The organism is Acinetobacter sp. IK23 (assembly GCF_035615275.1).
Lineage (GTDB): Bacteria > Pseudomonadota > Gammaproteobacteria > Pseudomonadales > Moraxellaceae > Acinetobacter > Acinetobacter seifertii.
The window spans coordinates 1-19,818 of record NZ_JANBNX010000021.1; the positions used below are offsets into that span (position 1 = coordinate 1).

Below are 19,818 nucleotides of genomic sequence, written 5' to 3' on the forward strand. Positions count from 1 at the left end.
GTGCATAATCAATTGCTTGCTGTTTAAATTCAGCACTAAAACGTTTGGCCATTTCTTGGATCTCCAAAGTTAACGTTACGTTATCTTTAGAGGGAAGTACTGTCCATTATTTTGGCTAGGATCAATCGGGAGAGATGCCAACTGTATCGATATTTAGTTGGCGATGACGAAATACAAAGGTTGTTGCATAAGAAAGTAATATTTTCCCTGAAGGCGTTTGCTTTTCTCTGACATTCGAAGCATCTAATGCTCCATAGGTTCGTTGTCCCATTGTTGTAACATTTGGATTTTGTTGGGCATACAGAACAAATTGTTCACATGAGCTGCCACAGTTTTCTCCTACTAATACAATTATTTTGTTAGGATATGTCATATTTTTATACCCTTGTATAAATTCTGATACCTCTAGTTGATCAAACATATTGACCCATCCAGATTTCTTAAGCTCCATTTTTTCAATTATATCTCTTAAAAATTTCTTGTCTGATGATGTAGAAATTAATCTCTCAATTTTCTTCCATGATTGGATGTTTGCTGAGGTTGTATAGATTTGGGGAGACTGTAACCAGTAACGAGTGTCACCCATCAACATTAGTAATGGCTTAAATGCAGAGTCAAAGCCACCATTATTGTTACGTACATCTATAATCAAATAGGGTTTTTGGAGAATATTATCCTGATTTTCTTGAATAATATTTTCTAATTGTGTGCGAATATGTTCATCAAATGATGGAATGTGAATGTAAGTGGTTAAATTTGATAGCTGTTTAGTTGTAACTTTTAGAGACGGTTGTATATTCTTGTGGGTACGAAAGACGTCTTCTATCATCGCTTTACCACTTACCCAAAGATGCCCTTTCCGAATACTTGTGAGAAAAGGTTTGATAGTATTAAGGCATTCTTGAACAGTTTGTGCCTGAACAGATTTTTTAGTTTGTGTATCTAAAATTTTTTGAATGAACGACGGATAATTATTCCATGCGAGTGCATTTATTCCAGCATCATTATGTAGTAAAAAATATGCAATAAAATCTAAATCTTGCTTACATTCTTCTCTTGTTATTAGTGTTGTAGATGGCTGTTGAGCGTATGCATATTTCCCAAGAAATGAGAAAAAAATAAATAAAGGCAATAGTGTATAAAAAAATAAGGTTGGCATTTTATTTTAATCACAAAATGTAGGATGGATAGGTTGATTTTTATCAAATATATTTCAAGTAGATTTGCAAATTCTGTGCCAAATTTATAATTATGTGGTTATAAGTAGTATTTTATGACATATACCTATTTTCAGTGGTCTGATTATGGATGAATTGGGGGAATAGGCGTACTATCGAATAAGCATATGTAATGCGCTACTTGCTTTAAGAGAATGAGATGATTGTTGTTACCTTGACCTATAAAAAACCATTAGCCGAAGTTGATGCTGTACTCAAAGAACATATTGCGTTTTTAGATCATTACTATGAGCAAAAGAAGTTTTTAGCGTCGGGGCGCCGCGAAAATAGAGTAGGTGGGGTGATTTTGGTTTTAAGTTCTTCGGTTCAAGAAGCCGAAGAAATCATGAAAAATGATCCGTTTTATATTCATGATATGGCCGATTATGATTTTATGTGGTTTGAGCCATCGAAAAGTTTAGAAGAAATTAAAGAATTTGTTTAACGTAAAAAATAAAGGGATCTATAAAAGATCCCTTTATTTAATAATGAGCTAATTAACCCTGCAACACACTCACATCAGCCACAGCAGTAAACAAGTTACGTAACTGAGCTAGTAAACGTAAACGGTTTGCTTTCAGGTCAGCATCATCTGCCATTACCATTACACCATCAAAGAATGCATCAATCGGCGCGCGAAGTGCTGCAAGCTTAGAGAGTGCAGCAGTATAGTCTTTTGCTGCAAGTAATGGTTCAACCACAGGTGTCACTGCTTGAAGCTCAGCAAATAATGCTTTTTCAGCGTCTTCAACTAAGTTCGCTTCAACTACAGAACCTTCAGGTGTTTCTTCTTTGGCAAGAATGTTAGCAACACGTTTGTTTGCAGCAGCAAGTGCAGCAGCTTCAGGCAGAGCACGGAAGTGGTTTACAGCATTTACACGCTTGTCAAAATCAAGTGGAGACTTCGGTGCAAGTGCTTGAACAGCTTGAAGTACGTCAACAGCAACACCTTGGTCTTCGTACTTAGCACGGTAACGACCTTCCAAGAATGCAACAGCATCAGCACGAGTCTTGTCGTGATCTTTAACGATATCGCCATAACCTTGAAGCGCAAGATTTACTAACTCTTCAATTGTTACATCTAATTCATTTTCAATGATTAAACGTAAAATACCAATTGCTGAACGACGAAGAGCAAATGGGTCTTTAGAACCTGTAGGCGCTTGTCCAATACCGAAAATACCAACAAGCGTATCTAAACGGTCAGCAAGAGCAATCGTTGTACCTGTTTTAGTTTTAGGTAAAACATCACCCGCAAATTTTGGTAAATATTGCTCACCTAAAGCTTCTGAAACTTCAGTGTTTTCACCTTCAATACGCGCGTAGTAAGTACCCGCAATACCTTGAAGTTCTGGGAACTCACCAACAAGCTCAGACGTTAAGTCGCTTTTAGCAAGTAATGCAGCTTTTTCAGCATCTGCTGGGTTTGCACCAGTGATTGCAGATAATGCAACAGCAAGTTTTGCAATACGTGTTGATTTATCCCAAAGCGTACCAAGCTGAGCTTGGAATACCATGTTTGCTAGTTTTTCTTTACGAGATGCAAGTGGTTGCTTTTGATCTTGTAAGAAGAAGAATTCAGCATCAGACAAACGAGGACGAACAACTTTTTCGTTACCTTCAATAATTTGAGTCGGATCTTTAGACTCAATGTTTGAAACAGTAATAAAGTAAGGCTGTAATTTGCCTTCCGCATTGATCAAACAGAAATACTTCTGGTTGTCTTGCATTGTCGTAATAAGAGCTTCTTGAGGAACAGCTAAGTAGCGTTCTTCAAAAGTTGCACGTAAAGCCACAGGCCATTCAACGAGGCTTGTTACTTCGTCAAGTAAATCAGCTGGAACAATCGCAGTTGCGTTCACTTCATCAGCTAACTTTTTAACTTGTTCTTGAATAGTTGCTTGACGTTTTTCAAAGTTTGCAACGACGTAAGCTTTTTCTAAAGCAGCTAAATAGTCATTTGCATGCGCTAAAGTCACAGCTTCAGGTGCATGGAAACGGTGACCATAAGTCACATTACCCGCTTTATGATCTTGAATAGTCGCGTCAACAATTTGGTCATCTTTAAGTAAGAGAACCCATTTCACTGGACGTACAAATTCGGTGCGGCTTGCAGCAGAACGCATACGCTTAGCAATTGGTAAATTGTCTAAAGCAGTTTGTAAAATCTGTGGAAGTAAAGCGTCAAGGCTTTGACCTTTCACATCTTTTAAATAGCAAACTTTTTCAACTTTGCCTGCTTGGAAAGTAGAAAGCTGATCAACAGTAATACCTTGACCACGCATAAAGCCTTCGAGCGCTTTAGTTGGTTTGCCTTCTGCATCGTAAGCTGCTTGAACAGCAGGGCCGTCAAAACGCTTTTGTGTGTCTGCCTGAGCAGCATCGATATCTACAATTTTAAGCGCTAAACGACGTGGCGCTGCATAAGCTTCAATTGATGCGAAGTTTAAACCTGCATCTTTTAAGCCTTTTTCTGTTTCAGCTTTTAGGGCATCACGTAAGTTTTTTAAGCTTTTTGGTGGAAGCTCTTCACAGCCAAGTTCGAATAAAACAGTATGTTTGCTCATTAGTTTTTCTCCGCCTTTGCTGCTTCACTTTCAGCTTGTGCTTTTAACTGTGCCAATACTTCATCACGTAAGTGTGGTTCTGCCATCGGGAAGCCAAGCTCTGCACGTGCTTGTACATAACTTTGTGCAATAGCACGCGCTAAAGTACGTACACGTAAAATGTAACGTTGACGCTCAGTCACAGAAATTGCGCCACGTGCATCAAGCAAGTTAAAGGTATGAGACGCTTTAACCACTTGCTCATAAGCAGGAAGAGAAAGTTTTGCTTCAATTAAACGGTTTGCTTCTGACTCGTAAAAATCAAAGAGTTCAAATAGTTTTTCAACTGGAGCGTATTCAAAGTTATAAGTCGATTGCTCAACTTCATTTTGATGGAATACGTCGCCGTAAGTTACAGTACCGAATTGGCCTTTCGTCCAAACAAGGTCATAAACCGAGTCAAAACCTTGAAGGTACATCGCTAGACGTTCTAAACCATAAGTGATTTCGCCTGTTACTGGGTAACATTCAACGCCACCCACTTGTTGGAAGTAAGTAAACTGAGTTACTTCCATACCGTTAAGCCAAACTTCCCAACCTAAGCCCCAAGCCCCAAGAGTTGGAGATTCCCAGTTGTCTTCTACGAAACGGATGTCGTGAGTAAGCGTATCAATTCCGATTGCTTTTAAAGAATCAAGATAAAGCTGTTGGATGTTGTCTGGGTTTGGCTTAAGTACCACTTGGAACTGGTAGTAGTGTTGCAAACGGTTTGGGTTTTCACCATAGCGGCCATCTTTTGGACGACGTGAAGGTTGAACGTATGCAGCATTCCAAGTTTCAGGCCCTAAAGCGCGTAAGAATGTTGCGGTGTGGAATGTTCCAGCGCCCATTTCCATGTCGTAAGGTTGTAATACGACGCAGCCTTGTTCGGCCCAGTAGTTTTGTAGGGCAAGAATTAAACCCTGAAATGTATCAATATGCGAGATGGCGCGACTCATGTAGCATCCACGAATTTATGAGAAAAATTGCCCCTAAGTATAAGGATTTTGTAGGGGAGTGGCAAAGGCTTAATCAAAGGAATACGTGATTAGCCTATTTGTTTTCGGCTTAGCCACTTCAAGCTTAACCAGTAGCAAAAGCCGGTAAATAAAATCATGAGATAAAAACTGTAAATCTTATAAATATCCCACCAAGGAGATGGAAATGACCCGACAAAAAACAAACGTGCAATAGGGCTTATCAAAATCCAGATCGCAGTTGCGCTAATGAAAATACTCATCAGATTTAAACGATTTTTACGGGCGAGTAAATATGAAATGACATATGTGAAAGGAATAACCAGAAGGCCATAAAAAAGTAAATAAAATAAGAAGTGGGCTAGAAAAATAACTCCAATCGAATAAAGGTTGAACTCAGCATTTAATGTCATTACTCCTAAGGCAGATAAACTTAGCAATGGTATAGGTGCAAGCGCAAGTGCGTGAATAATCGTTTTTTTGTTATATTGAAGCATATTAAAAATTATAGAACTGAGAAGAAGTTATGTTGAAATTTTGCTGCAAACTTATTGTTTTATCCAGCCTTTTTTATAGTCCATGGCTATATGCGCAGACCGATGCTGATGAGCAAGATGAATACAACCAATGTGTAGACCAGACTATTAAAGAAATGAAGCTTGAAAGTATTAATAATTTGGTCGTGTATAGTTGTTCTGAACAAACTAAAAAGACTTATGAAGAAAAAATTGTTGCTCTGATTGATCAAATTCGTGCACAAAGCGAAGAATACAAACAGCCAGAACGTTACCAAGATATTTTAAAATCTCAGCGCCTCTGGAAAGCCTATGTAGATCAGGAATGTAATAATGCAGGTTCATACATTGGCTCACCGATGTATTCGTATTGCCCTATGCAAGAGTATGAAAAGCGTGTAAAGCAGCTTGAAGAATACGTTAATTAAGCTAGTTCATTTTAAACGTCACCTCATGACGCTGACCGTACTTCACTAGATTAAATTTAAGAATGCGACATGATATTTTTTAAACGATGCCACAAATGAGTCGTTTGATATGTCTGATCGCATTCGAGAAAAACTACAGATTCTTGCTGATGCTGCTAAATATGATGTGTCTTGTTCATCAAGTGGCAGTGACCGTAAAAACAAAGATAAAGGTCTAGGGGATGCCAGCCATTCGGGTATTTGCCATAGCTATACTGAAGATGGCCGCTGTGTATCTCTCTTAAAAATTCTATTTAGTAATGTTTGTATTTTTGACTGCGCCTACTGTGTTTCACGCCGTTCTAATGATGTCCAGCGTGCGGCATTTACGGTGCAAGAGGTCGTAGACTTAACTATTAATTTTTACCGCCGTAATTATATTGAAGGGTTATTTTTAAGCTCAGGCATTTTTAAATCGGCAGATCACACGATGGAGCGTATGCTTCAAGTCGTGAAAAAGTTACGTCTTGAAGAAAATTTTAATGGCTATATTCATTTAAAAACAATTCCGGGAGCATCGCCTGAACTGATCCATGAAGCAGGTTTATATGCTGACCGTATGAGTATTAATTTAGAGATGCCGACCGAGGTTGGCCTAAAAACTTTTGCACCAGAAAAATCACATCAGGAAGTGCAAAAAGATTTAGGTTTGGTTCGTGACAGACTGATTCAGCTTAAAGATGAACGCCAAATCATTAAGCATGTACCGAAATATGTACCAGCAGGGCAGACCACCCAAATGGTAGTGGGAGCACATCAAGAGTCAGACCAAGATGTCTTGTTTATGGCAGACAAGCACTATAAGGAATTTAAACTCAAACGTGTCTATTTCTCTGGCTATATTCCAATTAATACCGAAAATAATTACTTGCCAGCAGTTGGTTCTGCACCGCCGTTGCTTCGTGAAAATAGGCTTTATCAAAGCGATTGGTTGATGCGTTTTTACGGTTTTGAAGTCAATGAAATCGTTAATGAAAAACATCCAAATTTAGATTTGGATGTAGACCCGAAATTAAGCTGGGCTTTAAGGCATCCTGAACAGTTTCCGGTAGATTTAAATCGTGCCGATTACCAAATGATTTTGCGTGTACCGGGCATTGGAGTGAAATCGGCCAAGAAAATTGTGCAGGCTCGCCGCTTTGGAAAAATCCATATCGATTTACTTAAAAAATTAGGCGTGGCCTACCAGCGTGCAAAATTCTTTATTCGCTGTGAAGACAGTCCAAAATTCCAAAAAGAACTTTCTTCAAGTTTTATTCGACAGCAGATTTTAACGCAGGGTTCTTCGAAATATGTGCAGCAACTCTCGCCACAATTAAGCCTTGGGTTTTAGCCATGTTTAATGAGGAAGTGGCTTACTATTTTGATGGTTCAATGGTTGGGCTGCTGAGCTGTGTTTTTCGTGCATTTCAATTTAAAGAATTACAGGTCAAACTCTGTCTGAATGATGCAGCTCAGCATGGCTTATTTGCCGATAAAATTGAGGTTGTAAATAACGAGCAACATGCCGAACGTGTGTGGTCTGCGCTACAAAAAAAGCTTTCATCCTCTTCGTTGAAACAATTTTATTTTGCTTATTTATCTGAATCTTTAGATGCCTATCAGCACTTATTTAATTACTGTATTTATGTGTTTAGTAGTCATTCGTCTGTAGAAAAAGATTACTCGCACCCAAGTGTTCTAGCAATTGCACAGTGGACGAAAAAAATCGGGCGAGAAAAGCATAGAATGGAGGCTTTTATTCGCTTTAAGAAAACTAAAGATGAGCTTTTTTTAAGTTTAGTACGTCCTGATTTTAATGTTTTACCGCTTATTCAGCCGCATTTTAAACGGCGTTATCAAGATCAGCGTTGGCTCATTTATGACGAGCAACGTAAGTTTGGTATTTATTATGATTTAAGTGAAATACATGAAGTTTCACTCGAAGCCTCTGAGGTTGACCGTAATTTAAAAAATGGCATGAGTCAAAGCTTTCAACTTGAGCTAGATGAACAAGAAGTTTTGTATGATCAACTTTGGAAAGATTATTTCAAGAGCGTAAATATTACAGAACGCCAGAATATAAAACTTCATGTGCAGTATTTGCCAAAACGTTACTGGCGTTACTTAAATGAAAAATTGATGGAATATTAAAGTTTTAAAATAGTAAGAATAACTTCAAAAAATTCTCTGAACATTAAAAGATATAATTTAAATGCATTTTATGCGGCTTTGGGCGTATACTTTTGCCCGTTATAAATAACGGCATATCCCCAAAGGTGTACTGTGAGTGTTATACAGCGAGAATGGTTACAGATTTTAAAGCCGAATTTTAAGGTTTTACCACTAAAAGAGCGATTGCTTTGCGGTATTGGAGCACTATGTGGTTTAGCAATTTCTTCCTTAATTAGCTGGTATGTTCTTGGCGGAATTAATGCTTGGTACATCGCGCCTATGGGTGCCTCATCTGTTCTTTTATTTGCAGTTTCAACTAGTCCGTTGGCTCAACCTTGGAATGTGATTGTTGGCAATACTTTAGCTGGCATTATTGGCGTTGCTTGTGCACAGTGGATTCCTGATTTAACTACGGCTTTTAGTGTGGCTGTCGGGCTTGCCATCTTTTTAATGATGACTACCGACTCTTTGCACCCACCAAGTGGTGCAGTTGCAATTACGGCTGTACTGGGTGGTGCAGCCATCCATAAATTAGGCTTTTATTTTATTTTTTATCCAGTTTTACTCAATTCGCTTCTTTTACTTGGGTTTGCTGTTTTCTTTAATCGATTGATTGGGCGACATTATCCTGTTACCGCACATTTAAATGAGCGAAGTAAGGATCCAACGCCCACTCAGAAAGTATCGATTCAGCCAAAAGATATTGAGTATGCATTAGGGCATCACACTGAACTGTTAGATATAAGCCAGTACGACTTAGAAAAAATTATTTTAGAAGCGCAAGAACATGCCAATGAACGTATGGTGAACCAATATATCTGTCAGGATATTATGAGCCGTGATGTGATTAAACTACATGAAAATGACGATATTCATCAGGCACTCGATAAGTTTAAACAACAGAATCTTATGAGTTTACCTGTGGTCAATGCAGAAAACCATTTGGTAGGAACTTTAGCGCTCTATGAAGTCGTCGAGTGGTTTAAAGGCGCAGCCGATCCAAGAAACTCTTGGCAGCATTATGTAAAGCAGATCATGAGTCGTCGAGTGGTTACTGTACTATCAACTCAACCTATTCAAGATTTAGTACCATACTTTGTTGAAAAGTCTTTTAACTACATTCCTGTTGTTGAAGATCGTAAGCTTATAGGAATGATTAGCCGTGCAGATATGATTGCTGCATTACAGCAACAGTTAAATCGGAAGCTATAATTTTAGAATAAAAAAAGCTACGGTTGATTAGGGGATGCAACCGTAGCGACCAAAATAAACTAAGTTATTTAATGTACTTGTTCTTCTCGTACAGTACGAACAGGCTGTTGATAACCATGGACTTGTTCAGGCTGTCTTTTAGGAATGACTAACCATAAAACGAGATAAACTAGAATCCCTGGGAAAGCCGCACTCATTACCGAAACCAATACGAAAATAATGCGTAATAAATTTGCGTTCCAACCAAAACGTTCAGCAATACCGCCCATTACACCGGCGATCATGCTTTGTCGGTTCGAGCGATATAAACCAGAATTGGCCATCTAATTCTCCTCAAATATATAAACTACAAGGAATCATTTATTCACTTGTTTAATAAAGATATGGAGATCGAATTACCAAGTTAAAGTCTTAATAAAACTAAAAATGGTTAAAATATGTAAACGATTTAAGGGAATGAAAGAAACATCAACTAAAATGCACTTTTTCAGGGCTAAATCTTATTTATATAGGTAAATAGTTCTTGGATTAAAGATAAACTTGTAACATTGCTGTCGTATTTAAATGATGTATATATCTTTGAAGCAGTCTGGTTTTGTAATAAAGCATTTAGGTTTAATGATTATCCTAGGCATAGGGTTAACTGCCTGCGATATAAACCATGCGGAATCGAAAGATCATTCCAGCGTATCCACGACAGCTTCAAAGCATGAAAATGACGCTATAAAAAATAATTCGGCAGTAACAACTTTAGATGCTGCGGCTGGTCGGACTTTTCTACCAAATAATTCACAAGGCCACTTACAGAAATTGTCAGCCTCATCATTACAGTATGTTGGACGTTATCATACTCGCATATCTTGTACAGATGCTTTTGCTGATTGTGAGAACGGAGAAGCCGAATATATTTTAAATTTACTAGCCGATGGTTCTGCCTACTGGAATGTAATTCATTACGGACGTATAGGTACTAAAGATGGTGCTAAAAGTGCGGTTGTAAATCAATTGTGTCCTAACTTAACGTGGAAAGTAGATAATGTAGAACGTAATTTAATTATTCATTGCCCAGCATCAGATGTGAATTTCTACTTTAATATTGATTCAGAAAGAATTTTATCGGTAAATTTAGAAAAACTCTTTTATAGTGATTATGGTAAAAATCGTGAGTTTCTAGAGCAAAATTATTTTGTTCCTAAAAAAGCTTATATCCTTAAAAAAGAATAAAGTTAATTTTAATATAATAAAAAAGAGCGCAATATAAATTGCGCTCTTTTAATTTTAGTATTTACAAATCATTAGTAGTCGAAGCTAAAGTGTTCAACTGGTAATGAAGTAAGTGTTCGAGATGTAGTTACCATCGATTCTGCATGACCTTGTGCACGTGGCAATAAACGGTCGAAGTAGAAATCAGCAACTTTAATTTTTGCTTTATAGAACTCAGGGGTTTCTTGACCGTTGCCAGCTTCTAATTTTTCAGAAGCAATCACAGCTTGTTGAGCCCAGAAGTAAGCCATCATGACATAGCCTGAGAACATTAAGAAATCTACAGAAGCAGAAGACACGATGTCGCGGTCTTTACGTGCAGCAAGCATGATACGAACTGTTAAAGTATTCCACTGAGCACAAAGCTTAGTTAAGTCCCAAGCAAAACGACGTAAGTATTTATTACGTGCGTGAGCAGCACAGAATTTTAAGATTTCAGCAGTGTATTCACGTACTACTTTACCTTTTGAACTTAACAACACTTTACGACCAATTAAGTCGAGTGCTTGAACACCAGTTGTTCCTTCGTATAGGGTCGCAATACGTGCATCACGTGCGATTTGCTCCATACCCCATTCTTTAATATAACCATGACCACCGTAAACTTGCATACCGTGGTTGGCTGCTTCTAAACCAAGTTCAGTTAAGAAACCTTTTAAGATCGGTGTATAGAAACCAAGTTTGTCATCGTAGTCTTCAAAAGCAGCTTGATCACCACGTGTTAACGCATCTGTCATTTTGTCAGCGATTTGCGCAGCGTAGTAAATCATTGCACGACCGCCTTCAGCGATTGCTTTTTGAGTTAAAAGCATACGGCGTACGTCTGCGTGGTGAATGATTGCATCAGCAACTTTATCTGGATCTTTCTTACCAGAAAGCGCACGCATAGACATACGGTCTTTAGCATATGGAAGAGCACCTTGGAAAGATAACTCAGCATGTGCAATACCTTGAACTGCAGTACCAATACGTGCTGTGTTCATAAAGGTAAACATTGCATGTAAACCTTTGTTTACTTCACCAATTAGATAACCTGTTGCATTGTCAAAGTTGAGTACAGCCGTTGCAGAAGCACGAATACCCATTTTGTGTTCGATTGAACCACAAGTTACCGTATTACGTTCACCCACACCGCCATCTGCTGTAGGCATGAATTTAGGTACGATAAACAAAGAAATACCACGTGTACCTGCTGGCGCATCTGGAAGGCGAGCAAGTACGATGTGAATAATGTTTTCAGTTAAATCGTGTTCACCCGCAGAAATAAAGATTTTTGTACCTGTGAGTTTGTAAGTACCATCTGCTTGAGGTTCAGCTTTAGTTTTTACTTGGCCTAAGTCTGTACCACATTGAGGTTCGGTTAAGCACATTGTGCCGCTCCATGTACCTTCAACAAGTTTAGGCATATATGTTTGTTTTTGCTCATCTGTACCGAATTGCAAAATCGTGTTCATACAACCTGAACTTAAACCTGGGTACATGGTAAATGACCAGTTTGCAGTACCCATCATCTCTGATTTAATCAGGTTTAGAGACATTGGCAGGCCTTGACCACCAAATTCTTCAGGATAAGAAAGTCCTTGCCAGCCACCCATTACGAACTGGTCATAAGCTTCTTTAAAACCTTTTGGCGTTTTTACTTCGCCGTTGTCAAAATGGCAACCTTCTTCATCGCCAGATTGGTTAAGTGGTGACAGTACGTTTTCACAATAATCTGCCGCACCTTCAAGAATCATATCTACAGTATCTGGATCTGCACTTTCACCATTTGATAAAGTTTTATAGTGAGCAGGATAATCTAGTACTTCATTCATTAAGAAGCGGATATCGTGTAGGGGAGCTTTATATGCTGGCATGGCTTTAATCCTAATTTTGAATCATTGTGGGATTATCTCAATCGATGATTTGATTATTCACTCGCATGATAAAAATACAATGTTAATCACACCCGAAAAGAATGTCAGAAAAGCGAATTTTGTCGAAAATAAATACACCGTAAATTATATTTTCTGATAAAGTCAGGTCTTATACTTTTATGTGAAAAAACAACTAATTTTTTATTTTTAGCAAGTTTTGCTGAAAAGATAAAGCGATAAGGTTTTAAAAAAGGTTATGCATTTAAAATATCTCAGTTTATGTTTATTTAGTTTGGGCTTGACGGCGTGTGCGCAACACAGTGTGCGTCCGCAATTGGCATCTGCGAATTTAGAGCAAAAAGCTATTCAAAGCGTTAACGCGATGTATGAATATCCAAGTTATGATTATCGCGGAAACTTTAAAATTACGGTTGATCCATCACAAATAAAGCAAAATTCAAAAGCTGAAAATACACCTAAGCTTGATGCTGAATTACAAAAGAAAGTCGATCAGTATCTACGTGAGCAAAAGGTTGGCTTAAGTAAAGCACAGAAACAAACCCTCTATGCGGCTATTGCAAATGAACAAGGTGATTTGGGATTGACCTCATCGGCACGTTCTGACAAAGTAAATGCCGTATTAATTAATTTATTAAATGATCTTCAATTTAGCTATGACGGCTCAATTCATTATCGTCAAAAAATGGGTTCATTTAACCTAACTGCCAGATATGAAAAGCCAACGCTATTGGTTCAGGCAAAATTGCCAATGGTGCTTGATTTAGAAAATTATAAGTTTTATGTAAATTACTTCGGTTTAATGCCGTATTTAGTCAATAAAGAAAATCAAAACAATTTAACTTACATTGATTTTTCAAAATACAAAGACTTCTTTAAAAATGTCGATATGAAGAAGTTTGTTGAATATCTTAAAGCTTCTAGTGCAGTGTCATATCGGTTGGCTGACCCGCAAAACTTACAACGTGTATCTCTGACAGATACTGATCGTAAGGCTGGGGCTGTTGATAAAATTCGTTTGAAAACTACGATTGAAGAGTTGCTTTTAGAAGTTGAGCTGTATGGTCAGGTCAATGATAAATACCTTCAAAAAAGTGTTTTAGGCTTCGATAATGAAAAGATGGCAGAAAAGGTAGCAACTGAGCTTGCTGCTTCTGAAGCAAAAAAAGGAGCAACTAATAAGGAAGAACAAAAAGTTTCTTCCGATGACGCTGCTGCTGTAAGTCAGGAACTATATAGTTTAATCAACGCACACTTTGATGGCGCTCTTTCATCAGATGATGAAGGTGAAGATAATTTAAGTGCGCCGGCGCAAGCTCCTGAAGCTGCAGATACATCGGCTTCTGAAGACGAAGATGCCAGTGAAGAAGCTGCTGCAGATGGTGTACAAGATGCACAAGCTGAAGAGGTTGTAACTCTCACTGAAGATCAATGTATTGAATTAAAAACACTGAAGAAACCTGTTGCTTTAGGTGATATTAATTATTGCCAAGTTTATGGCATTGATGTGCTAGACCAGAGCGCTGCAAGTGCTGAAAAAGTTCAAACTAAGTCTCGCCGAGACGCTTTAAAACAAACGTTTGAAGCTTATAACCAAAACCAGTTTATCAATGATGAAGCTTTCAAAGCTTTATGGTTAAAACATAAAGCTGAGATTGAGCAAGCTTTACCGAAGCAAAGAAATCCAATCACGATTGATGTGGCTTTAGATGACAAAGGCCGTGCAGTGAACATGGCTTATGATGTTGCTTATACGCCAGCCGAGTTTAAACATAGCTTCAATATTAAAGCTGATATGCAAATTTTAAACTACGGTAAAGCGACCTCAATTGATCAACAGCAGCTTAAACAAGCCAAATCTGTAGCTGAAGCAAGTAAAGGTTCTATGCTAGAAAACTTTATTAAAGGTTTTGGTGACAAACTCGGTCAAGGTGATGTGTTAGAGCATCCAGTGGGCACGCATAGTGACGTACAAGATCTAGATGCAAATCTGGCTGTACTTGCAGATAAAACCTATGACGCAACGCATGCCTATGACAAAACTTATAAAGCAGTATTTATTGCCAAATTGACTGCTGAAAAACCGTCATATATTAAGTATTACTCTGTTCAACAGCTACAAGAAATTGCTGAGGTTTATGCTTACTGGTTCTCAGAAGAAGATACCTATAATCCTCAAGGAAAGGCCTTAGAGCGCATTACAGCTTTACAGAAAAAGCATCATCTTGAGCAAGATGAGCAGTTTGACCATGAGTTAGGTCGTGCTGTAGATCATATTGTAATAGAGACCATGCAAGGTAAAGCAGGGCGTGAAGCTTGGCAGAAATTACAGAAGCAATATAAGCAACCAGCCCAACTTTTCTCAAAACAGTATCAGTTAGAGTTTGAAAAACAAAACGGTGTTTCTGCTGAAGAAAAACATTTGTTATCAGAAACCGCTGATATTTTAGGAAACGTTTATGTGGCCGCTCGTAAACAACAGCTTACGGAAAAAACAATTCAGAAGTTAAAACCTGAACATAATGAATTTATTGATTATGAAATTTTCCGAGATGTTTATAAGCAAATGGTCGCTGCTAAAAAATAGTAAATGAGATAAAAAAAGAACCTACTTGATGTAGGTTTTTTTTTGTTTATAAGAAATCTTTTAAGTCTGGCCTTACACCATTCCAGATATAAAAAGCTTCAATCGCTTGGCCTACTAACATGCCAAAACCTTCTGCATAAGGCACATTGCGTTGTTTCGCTTGATCTAGGAAATTAGAAGGTTTGCCGTAAGCCATTTCGTAAGCATGTTTGAATTGTAATTTTTCAGGTAATTGTAAAGCATCGCCTGAAAGGCTTGCAGAAGTCGCATTAACTACAATATCAAAATTCCCTTCTAAGTCATTTAGAGAAATAGCTTGTAATTGAGCTTGCGGAACTGCTGTTTTTAAGTCATCTACGAGTTGCTCTGCACGAGTCAGAGTTCGATTTGCAATAACGATTTTTTTAGCGCCAGCTTGTACAAGCGGATAAATAACACCACGAGTTGCACCACCAGCCCCTAAAATTAAAATAGTTGTATTATCAAGGTTCCATTCTAATGCTTGAATTGCGGCAACTAAGCCTTGACCGTCAGTATTGTCACCATGCAATTTGCCATTTTCTATCCATAACGTATTTACAGCTTTAGCAATTTGGGCGCGCTCGGTTAACACATCACATAAAGCAAAAGCTTGCTCTTTAAACGGAACGGTAACGTTCATACCACTTCCGCCTTCTGCAAAGAAGCCGCGCATGCTTGATTCAAAGCCATCGAGAGGGGCCAGTCGTTTTTGATAGTCTAGATCAACACCTGTTTTTTTAGCGAAAGCATGATGCAATTCAGGAGAGCGTGATTGTTCGATCGGGTTGCCAATTACTGCAAACTGTTTGGTCATTCTTGTATCCAAAATTTTAAAATGGCGTGAAGCAGATAAAGCCTATACTGAATATTCAGCAGGCCTCACTATAAGTCAAATTGGCACAAGAAAAAATATTAGGAGGGTGTCAGAAACCTTGAAAAATAAAAAAGGAGATTCTTTAGGGTGGAAGCCAAAGAATCCCCAAAACAAAAAAATTAAGCGACTTTTTCTTTTAGACCTAACCAATCACGCGGTTTTAAGTAATAGTCAGTTAAACGCTTCTCTGGTGAGTCTTCATCCCACTCAGGACGATATGACCATGCAGCTAAGTTAGGCAAGCTCACTAAAATAGACTCAATACGGCCACCTGTTTGTAATCCAAACAACGTACCACGGTCATAAACCAAGTTATATTCAACATATCTACCGCGGCGATAAAGCTGAAATTCTCGTTGAGCTTCGGTATACGGCTGTTCACGGTGTTTTTCGAAAATTGGCAAAATGGCATTTAAATAACCGTTGCCTACAGCTTGAATATATTTAAAGCAAGTTTCGAAATCCCAGCAATTTAAGTCATCAAAAAATAAACCACCGACACCGCGCTGTTCGTCGCGATGCTTTAAATAAAAGTAGTCATCACACCATTGCTTGTGTTCGTTGTAAACATTGTCGCCAAAAGGTTTACATAGGTCATAAGCAGCTTGATGCCAATTTAAAACATCTTGGTCATCTGGATAAAATGGCGTTAAGTCAAAACCACCACCAAACCACCAAATCGGATCTTGTCCTTCACGTTCTGCAACGAATAAACGGACATTTGCGTGAGAGGTTGGAATATTTGGGTTTTTAGGATGAATAACTAAAGAAACACCAAGTGCTTGAGCTTTAGCACCTGCAATTTGAGGGTGACGTTCTGTTGCAGAAGCAGGAAGTTTGCTAATGTTGATGTGAGAAAACATCACGCCGCCTTTTTCGATCACTGTACCATTTTGCAGCACACGTGAACGACCGCCGCCACCTTCTGGGCGTTCCCAATCATCAATAATAAATTCTGCCTTACCACCGCCAGCTTTTTCTTGTTGTTCTAAACCAGCGCAAATACGAGCTTGTAAATCGAGGAGAAATTCGCGGACACGTTGAATATCTGTGGAAGTCGGATGTTGCATAATGACCCTCAAAGATGATTGATATAAATTAAATACATCAAAACATAAAACCATAAAAAAAGTAAGGGATTTTTTCTAAATCTTGAAAAAATCCCTTAAACATTGTTTTTAAACTATAGACTTGAAATCAAAAATCATCTTTTTGATAAAGGTGATCCATTCTTTCACGTTTGGTTTTTAAATATTGTTCATTAAAAGGATTACGACCTACGGTTAACGGTACACGGTCTACAACGTTAATACCTTGATCTTTGAGTGCCTGAATTTTCAAAGGATTATTGGTAATTAACTTCACTTCTTTTACTTTTAAGTGGTCGAGCATAATGCTACACATATCGTAACGACGTGCATCGGCAGGTAAATTCAGTAGTAAATTGGCATCTACTGTATCGTGTCCCTGATCTTGTAGGGCATAAGCACGAATTTTATTGGTTAAACCAATTCCACGACCTTCTTGGCGTAAATATAAAATTACGCCTTGTCCTGCTTCATTGATGAGTTTTTGAGTCGCTTGCAATTGTGGACCACAATCACATTTCAATGACGCAAAAGCATCACCTGTTAAGCATTCAGAATGTACACGGACTAAAACAGGGCCTGTTGGCGGATTTTCTAACCCTTTAGAAAGTGCCACATGTTCTTCACCTGTTGCGGGATCTTGAAACACAGAAATATTGAATTCACCAAAAGCGGTCGGGAGTTTTGATGTTGCAATGAACTCTATAGGCACAGATTAACTCATCTTTTAACCGAAAACGGTTTAAAGTATAGCGTAATGCTGGGAGATTGGTCGAATTGTCATAATCATTTTGCACACTAAGGTTTTCTTTTTTGTATAAAGAAGACGATAATAGTTGATAAATAGTCAGATTATTCAGGATAATCTGCCAACCATACCCATAATGTATGAGAGACTGCTTTGCATGATCTCGTTCGCAAATGTGGCTGATTGAAGGTGACTTCATTCGATTGTATGATCGACCCATTTTGACCCAGCTTAGGATTTGCCAGGCTTATAAAGGCTTTGCCACATATGTTGTATACCGAAATTCCAACTCAACGCCCTGTTACGCCATTGTTAGATGCAATTGATCATCCTCAACAATTACGTCAGCTCGAGCATAGCCAACTGGTTCAAGTGGCTGATGAGTTGCGTCAATATATTTTATATGCAGCAGGCCAGAGTGGTGGCCATTTCGGTGCTAACCTCGGCGTGGTTGAGCTGACGGTTGCGCTGCATTATTGCTTTAATACACCAAATGACCGTTTAGTTTGGGATGTGGGACATCAAGCATACCCACATAAAATCCTGACTGGACGTCGTGAACAAATTACCACTATCCGTTCAAAAAATGGTTTAGCAGCTTTCCCTGCCAGAGAAGAATCAGTTTTTGATACTTTCGGAGTGGGGCACTCATCGACAGCTATTTCTGCCGGCTTGGGCATGTCACTTGCACGTCGCTATCAAAATGACCCATGTGAAGTGGTGTGTATTGTGGGTGATGGGGCAATGACTGCGGGCATGGCTTTTGAAGCGATGAATGATGCTGTTGCACATGATGCTGACTTGATTGTTGTCCTTAATGACAATGACATGTCAATTTCTTGCAGTACCGGTGGCTTCGCTAAGCATTTAGCTGCAATTTGGGAAAAGGGTCATTTAGTCAATGTAGATGAACATGGTGAGGCTTACATTCAGCCACACCCAAAATGGACTTATAACTCTCGCTTACACCAATCAGCAACCGATGCAGCAGATAATTTATTTAAAGCAATTGGTTTTGACTATTTTGGTCCATTTGATGGGCATGATGTTACTCAATTAGCTCAAGTTTTTAACGCGCTCAAAAAACGTAAAGGACCGCGTTTAGTACACGTTTATACCAAGAAAGGAAAAGGATTTGCTCCTGCTGAAGCAGACCCGATCACTTACCATGCGATTGGTAAAATAAATGCTACCTCAGGTGGCAAAACTCCACCAAAGTATTCCGATGTATTTGGTGAGTGGTTGTGTGATGAAGCTGCTCAAGATGAACGTCTGCTTGCGATCACACCTGCGATGTGTGAAGGCTCAGGCATGGTTAAATTTGCCAAGCAATTTCCACAGCGTTTCTTTGATGTTGCCATTGCAGAGCAGCATGCTGTAACACTTGCGGCTGGTATGGCTTGCGAAGGGCTCAAACCTGTTGTTGCAATTTATTCAACATTCTTACAGCGCGGTTACGATCAGCTTATTCATGATGTTGCTTTACAAAATCTTGATGTAACTTTCGGAATCGACCGTGCAGGTTTAGTGGGTGAAGACGGCCCAACTCATGCTGGTGCTTATGACTATGCTTATATGCGTACTGTCCCGAATATGGTGATCATGGCGCCAAAAGACGAAAATGAATGTCGTCAAATGCTTCATACTGCTTATGTCTACAATGGCCCAGCCGCTGTACGTTATCCACGTGGTGCTGGTGTTGGTGTCGAAATTCAAAAAGAAATGACGGTTCTTGAATTAGGTAAAGCTGAAATTGTTGCAGAAATTAATGCAAACAATGATGAGCAAATTACAATTCTAGCGTTTGGTAGCCGTGTCATGGTTGCTATAGAAGCTGGTGAGCAACTTGCACAAAAACATGATGTTGGTGTGCGTGTGGTAAACATGCGCTTTGTAAAACCGCTTGATGAACAAATCATTCGAGACTTGGCTGAGCATACTCATTTATTCGTAACAGTTGAAGAGCATGCGATTATGGGTGGTGCAGGCAGTGCAGTGAATGAGTTTATGGCACAAGAACAAATTGTTAAACCTATCATTAACTTAGGTTTGCCAGACTCTTTCTTGCATCAGGCTTCACATAATCAAATGCTGCAAGATTGTGGTCTAGATACGAAAGGTATTTTGAACTCAATTGAGAGAGCTTGGCTTAAGCAAAATCAGGTCGTTTAAGCCTTTCACAAAAAATTTGAAACATTTTTTCCCATAAAGCGCATTCATTTGCTAAAATGTATGC

General features: G+C 38.7%; 17 protein-coding genes. 8 read left to right on the forward strand and 9 right to left on the reverse strand.

The window, feature by feature from the left end; translation table 11 throughout:
- Positions 1 to 121: 121 nt before the first annotated feature.
- Complete coding sequence (locus tag MSG95_RS13565; protein WP_324624830.1) at positions 122 to 1,159, reverse strand: S41 family peptidase; 1,038 nt, start codon at positions 1,157 to 1,159, stop codon at positions 122 to 124.
- A 218-nt stretch (positions 1,160 to 1,377) separates the two neighbouring features.
- Between MSG95_RS13565 and MSG95_RS13570 the strand changes: the two genes are divergently transcribed.
- The gene (locus tag MSG95_RS13570; RefSeq protein ID WP_077165159.1) at positions 1,378 to 1,662 is read left to right on the forward strand and encodes a YciI family protein; all 285 of its coding nucleotides are present in this window, start codon (positions 1,378 to 1,380) and stop codon (positions 1,660 to 1,662) included.
- Positions 1,663 to 1,714: 52 nt separating this feature from the next.
- On the opposite strand, the gene glyS is transcribed toward MSG95_RS13570, so the two are convergent.
- The 3 genes from glyS to MSG95_RS13585 form a co-directional block, all read right to left on the reverse strand.
- Positions 1,715 to 3,784, reverse strand: a complete 2,070-nt coding sequence (gene glyS, locus MSG95_RS13575; RefSeq protein WP_324624831.1) for a glycine--tRNA ligase subunit beta — start codon at positions 3,782 to 3,784, stop codon at positions 1,715 to 1,717.
- Complete coding sequence (gene glyQ / locus MSG95_RS13580; protein ID WP_077165161.1) at positions 3,784 to 4,761, reverse strand: glycine--tRNA ligase subunit alpha; 978 nt, start codon at positions 4,759 to 4,761, stop codon at positions 3,784 to 3,786. The genes glyS and glyQ overlap by 1 nt, the downstream gene beginning before the upstream one ends.
- 89 nt (positions 4,762 to 4,850) lie before the next feature.
- On the reverse strand, positions 4,851 to 5,276 hold the full coding sequence (locus MSG95_RS13585) for a hypothetical protein (protein WP_077165162.1): 426 nt from the start codon (positions 5,274 to 5,276) through the stop codon (positions 4,851 to 4,853).
- A gap of 29 nt (positions 5,277 to 5,305) precedes the next feature.
- Between MSG95_RS13585 and MSG95_RS13590 the strand changes: the two genes are divergently transcribed.
- The 4 genes from MSG95_RS13590 to MSG95_RS13605 all read left to right on the forward strand — a co-directional run bounded on the left by MSG95_RS13590 (position 5,306) and on the right by MSG95_RS13605 (position 9,127).
- Complete coding sequence (locus MSG95_RS13590; protein ID WP_077165163.1) at positions 5,306 to 5,722, forward strand: lysozyme inhibitor LprI family protein; 417 nt, start codon at positions 5,306 to 5,308, stop codon at positions 5,720 to 5,722.
- Positions 5,723 to 5,831: 109 nt separating this feature from the next.
- On the forward strand, positions 5,832 to 7,094 hold the full coding sequence (locus tag MSG95_RS13595; RefSeq protein WP_014207773.1) for a putative DNA modification/repair radical SAM protein: 1,263 nt from the start codon (positions 5,832 to 5,834) through the stop codon (positions 7,092 to 7,094).
- Positions 7,095 to 7,096: 2 nt separating this feature from the next.
- Complete coding sequence (locus MSG95_RS13600) at positions 7,097 to 7,894, forward strand: TIGR03915 family putative DNA repair protein (protein WP_077165164.1); 798 nt, start codon at positions 7,097 to 7,099, stop codon at positions 7,892 to 7,894.
- A 132-nt stretch (positions 7,895 to 8,026) separates the two neighbouring features.
- Positions 8,027 to 9,127 (forward strand): HPP family protein, encoded by a 1,101-nt coding sequence (locus MSG95_RS13605; protein WP_039253547.1) that lies wholly within the window; start codon positions 8,027 to 8,029, stop codon positions 9,125 to 9,127.
- 68 nt (positions 9,128 to 9,195) lie between these two features.
- Here MSG95_RS13605 and MSG95_RS13610 read toward each other — a convergent pair whose 3' ends face one another.
- Entirely contained in the window at positions 9,196 to 9,450 is a 255-nt protein-coding gene (locus MSG95_RS13610) for a PspC domain-containing protein (protein WP_019457808.1), read from the reverse strand.
- A gap of 241 nt (positions 9,451 to 9,691) precedes the next feature.
- Between MSG95_RS13610 and MSG95_RS13615 the strand changes: the two genes are divergently transcribed.
- Entirely contained in the window at positions 9,692 to 10,351 is a 660-nt protein-coding gene (locus tag MSG95_RS13615; protein WP_171262300.1) for a hypothetical protein, read from the forward strand.
- 71 nt (positions 10,352 to 10,422) lie between these two features.
- On the opposite strand, the gene MSG95_RS13620 is transcribed toward MSG95_RS13615, so the two are convergent.
- A complete protein-coding gene (locus tag MSG95_RS13620; RefSeq protein ID WP_004705328.1) occupies positions 10,423 to 12,246 on the reverse strand; it encodes an acyl-CoA dehydrogenase C-terminal domain-containing protein in 1,824 nt (607 codons plus the stop codon).
- Positions 12,247 to 12,502: 256 nt separating this feature from the next.
- Between MSG95_RS13620 and MSG95_RS13625 the strand changes: the two genes are divergently transcribed.
- Complete coding sequence (locus tag MSG95_RS13625; RefSeq protein WP_077165165.1) at positions 12,503 to 14,851, forward strand: hypothetical protein; 2,349 nt, start codon at positions 12,503 to 12,505, stop codon at positions 14,849 to 14,851.
- A gap of 46 nt (positions 14,852 to 14,897) precedes the next feature.
- On the opposite strand, the gene aroE is transcribed toward MSG95_RS13625, so the two are convergent.
- The 3 genes from aroE to ribA all read right to left on the reverse strand — a co-directional run bounded on the left by aroE (position 14,898) and on the right by ribA (position 17,546).
- Positions 14,898 to 15,686, reverse strand: a complete 789-nt coding sequence (gene aroE, locus MSG95_RS13630) for a shikimate dehydrogenase (protein WP_077165166.1) — start codon at positions 15,684 to 15,686, stop codon at positions 14,898 to 14,900.
- Positions 15,687 to 15,865: 179 nt separating this feature from the next.
- A complete protein-coding gene (gene hemF / locus MSG95_RS13635; RefSeq protein ID WP_077165167.1) occupies positions 15,866 to 16,816 on the reverse strand; it encodes an oxygen-dependent coproporphyrinogen oxidase in 951 nt (316 codons plus the stop codon).
- Between the two features lie 127 nt (positions 16,817 to 16,943).
- Positions 16,944 to 17,546, reverse strand: a complete 603-nt coding sequence (gene ribA / locus MSG95_RS13640) for a GTP cyclohydrolase II (RefSeq protein ID WP_001121170.1) — start codon at positions 17,544 to 17,546, stop codon at positions 16,944 to 16,946.
- A 303-nt stretch (positions 17,547 to 17,849) separates the two neighbouring features.
- On the opposite strand from ribA, the gene dxs reads away from it, so the two are divergent.
- Positions 17,850 to 19,754: a 1-deoxy-D-xylulose-5-phosphate synthase gene (dxs, locus tag MSG95_RS13645; protein WP_068932467.1), complete on the forward strand. Its 1,905-nt coding sequence runs from the start codon at positions 17,850 to 17,852 to the stop codon at positions 19,752 to 19,754.
- Positions 19,755 to 19,818: the final 64 nt, after the last annotated feature.

Excerpts from the sequence above, each read along its gene's own strand:
- MSG95_RS13585 (WP_077165162.1), bottom strand. The coding sequence starts at position 5,276 with ATGCTTCAATATAACAAAAAAACGATTATTCACGCACTTGCGCTTGCA.
- MSG95_RS13620 (WP_004705328.1), bottom strand. The coding sequence starts at position 12,246 with ATGCCAGCATATAAAGCTCCCCTACACGATATCCGCTTCTTAATGAAT.
- aroE (WP_077165166.1), bottom strand. The coding sequence starts at position 15,686 with ATGACCAAACAGTTTGCAGTAATTGGCAACCCGATCGAACAATCACGC.
- MSG95_RS13625 (WP_077165165.1), top strand. The coding sequence starts at position 12,503 with ATGCATTTAAAATATCTCAGTTTATGTTTATTTAGTTTGGGCTTGACG.
- glyS (WP_324624831.1), bottom strand. The coding sequence starts at position 3,784 with ATGAGCAAACATACTGTTTTATTCGAACTTGGCTGTGAAGAGCTTCCA.
- MSG95_RS13595 (WP_014207773.1), top strand. The coding sequence starts at position 5,832 with ATGTCTGATCGCATTCGAGAAAAACTACAGATTCTTGCTGATGCTGCT.
- glyQ (WP_077165161.1), bottom strand. The coding sequence starts at position 4,761 with ATGAGTCGCGCCATCTCGCATATTGATACATTTCAGGGTTTAATTCTT.
- dxs (WP_068932467.1), top strand. The coding sequence starts at position 17,850 with ATGTTGTATACCGAAATTCCAACTCAACGCCCTGTTACGCCATTGTTA.
- hemF (WP_077165167.1), bottom strand. The coding sequence starts at position 16,816 with ATGCAACATCCGACTTCCACAGATATTCAACGTGTCCGCGAATTTCTC.
- MSG95_RS13610 (WP_019457808.1), bottom strand. The coding sequence starts at position 9,450 with ATGGCCAATTCTGGTTTATATCGCTCGAACCGACAAAGCATGATCGCC.
- MSG95_RS13570 (WP_077165159.1), top strand. The coding sequence starts at position 1,378 with ATGATTGTTGTTACCTTGACCTATAAAAAACCATTAGCCGAAGTTGAT.
- MSG95_RS13590 (WP_077165163.1), top strand. The coding sequence starts at position 5,306 with ATGTTGAAATTTTGCTGCAAACTTATTGTTTTATCCAGCCTTTTTTAT.
- MSG95_RS13600 (WP_077165164.1), top strand. The coding sequence starts at position 7,097 with ATGTTTAATGAGGAAGTGGCTTACTATTTTGATGGTTCAATGGTTGGG.
- MSG95_RS13615 (WP_171262300.1), top strand. The coding sequence starts at position 9,692 with ATGATGTATATATCTTTGAAGCAGTCTGGTTTTGTAATAAAGCATTTA.
- MSG95_RS13565 (WP_324624830.1), bottom strand. The coding sequence starts at position 1,159 with ATGCCAACCTTATTTTTTTATACACTATTGCCTTTATTTATTTTTTTC.